Origin of the sequence: Stenotrophomonas capsici, from assembly GCF_034961085.1 — a bacterium.
GTDB lineage: Bacteria > Pseudomonadota > Gammaproteobacteria > Xanthomonadales > Xanthomonadaceae > Stenotrophomonas > Stenotrophomonas capsici.
Genome location: NZ_JAYFUH010000191.1, coordinates 1 through 1,979 on the forward strand (window position 1 = coordinate 1; position 1,979 = coordinate 1,979).

The window sequence follows — 1,979 nt, forward strand, 5'->3', positions numbered from 1 at the left end:
CACGGCGCAGCGACACCGCCTCGGCGATCTTGCGGCTGAACCAGGCCTGGTCCACCGCCACCTCCGGATGGGTTTCCAGAATGCGCACGGCGATCCGCGAATGACCGTTGTAGAAGCCCCGGCCAATCCACTCACCGTCCACGCCGACCACGTCGACGATGGTGCCGGACTTCGGCTTGACGGTCGGCTTCTCGACCAGTTTCTGGAAAATCCACGGGTGGCTGGAGCGCCACGCGTTCTTCAGGCGTACGACGGGGAGTGGGGTATTCATGCCGCTATTGTAGCCGCGCCGGGGGCCGCTCCCGCGGTGCTCTCATTGACTGTGCGGGGCGCAGCCGGCAGTATTCAGCCCCAGAAGGGGAGTAGCTCCCAGACGTTGTCGCCGTCAGTTCGAGCCGCAAGGCTCCGGTGCAACGGCAGTTCCGGCCTCCGGTACTGTGAGCAAGACCTTCGCCGCATTGGCGAAGCTCTGTCCCCGGTCTCCCCGATTCCGTGTCCAGCTCTTGGCCTGTGTGGTTCCGAGAACCCTTTTAACGACCGGAATTTCCCATGATCCAGACAATCGGTAATCCTTGGCTTTGGGGCGGCTTCATCGCCGTCGTCATCGCCGCCCTGTTGATCGACCTGGTGCTGATGCGCCACGGCGGCCCGCACAAGGTCACCTTCAAGGAGGCCCTGCTGTGGTCCATCGGCTGGGTGGCGTTGGCCCTGGCCTTCAATGCCGGCCTCTGGTACTACCTGAACGAGACCGCCGGCACCGCGGTGGCCAACGAGATCGGCCTGCAGTTCCTGACCGGCTACCTGATCGAGAAGGCGCTGGCGGTCGACAACATCTTCGTGTTCCTGCTGATCATGGGCTACTTCGCGGTGCCCGAGACCCAGCGCCAGCGCGTGCTGATCATCGGCATCCTCGGCGCCATCGCGCTGCGTACGGTGATGATCTTCGCCGGCACCGTGCTGGTGAACCAGTTCCACTGGCTGCTCTACGTGTTCGGCGCGTTCCTGCTGTTCACCGGCTGGAAGATGTGGTTCGCCGCCGGCCAGGAACCCAGCCTGGATGACAACCCGGCGCTGAAGTTCATGCGCAAGCACCTGCGCATCAGCCACGAGTACAACGGCAACCGGCTGGTGACCGAGAAGGACGGCGTGCGCTGGTTCACCCCGATGTTCGTGGTGCTGATCCTGATCGCGGTCACCGACGTGATCTTCGCGGTGGACTCGATCCCGGCCATCTTCGCCATCACCACCGACCCGTTCATCGTGCTGACCTCGAACGTGTTCGCGGTGCTGGGCCTGCGCGCGATGTTCTTCCTGCTGGCCGGCATGGCCGACCGCTTCCACCTGCTGCCGTACGGCCTGGCGGTGATCCTGGCGTTCATCGGCGCCAAGATGCTGCTGATCGACCTGTACAAGATCCCGGTGCCGGTGTCGCTGGGCGTGGTCGCCGCGATCCTGGTCACCACCATGGTCCTGAGCCTGAAGATCCCGCCGAAGCAGAAGCACGGCTGATCCACCGCCGCCAGCGGGATTGTCCCGTTGGCGGCACAGCGGTTCCCACGCCCGTCCCCCTTGCAAACCGGGGACCCGCCGCAATCCCAATGACATGGATACGCCAAACGTCCCCGCCACCGGCGCCTCGCCGGCCAATGACCGCAGCGACCGCAACCGGGTGCTGCGCGCCTTCAACCTGAGCCTGGGCTTCGTGCTGCTGCTGGTGGCCGTGTTCGCCGTGCAGAGCAGCGGCTGGGACTGGCGCGCCTGGTCGGTGGCGCCCCTGGAAGCCAAGGGCCTGTGGGGCCTGCTGGGCGCCCCGCTGCTGCATGGCTCGATCGAGCACCTCGGTGCCAATGCAGTGGCCCTGCTGATCCTCGGCACACTGGCCGGCAGCGTCTACCCCAAGGCCACCGTGCGCGCGCTGCCGCTGCTGTGGGTGGGTTCCGGGCTGGGTGCCTGGTTGCTGGGCGAGCCCGGCAGCCATC

The 1,979-nt window shown here is 65.9% G+C and carries 2 protein-coding genes and 1 pseudogene; 2 read left to right on the plus strand and 1 reads right to left on the minus strand.

Annotated elements, in window-relative coordinates; genetic code table 11:
• Positions 1-271: pseudogene (locus tag VA603_RS11255) on the minus strand (RlmI/RlmK family 23S rRNA methyltransferase); the annotation flags it as partial.
• 281 nt (positions 272-552) lie between these two features.
• Between VA603_RS11255 and VA603_RS11260 the strand changes: the two are divergent.
• Positions 553-1,509 (plus strand): TerC family protein, encoded by a 957-nt coding sequence (locus tag VA603_RS11260; protein ID WP_323438892.1) that lies wholly within the window; start codon positions 553-555, stop codon positions 1,507-1,509.
• A 94-nt stretch (positions 1,510-1,603) separates the two neighbouring features.
• Positions 1,604-1,979, plus strand: a 376-nt coding sequence (locus VA603_RS11265; RefSeq protein ID WP_323438891.1) for a rhomboid family intramembrane serine protease, incomplete at its 3' end; no start/stop codon positions are given.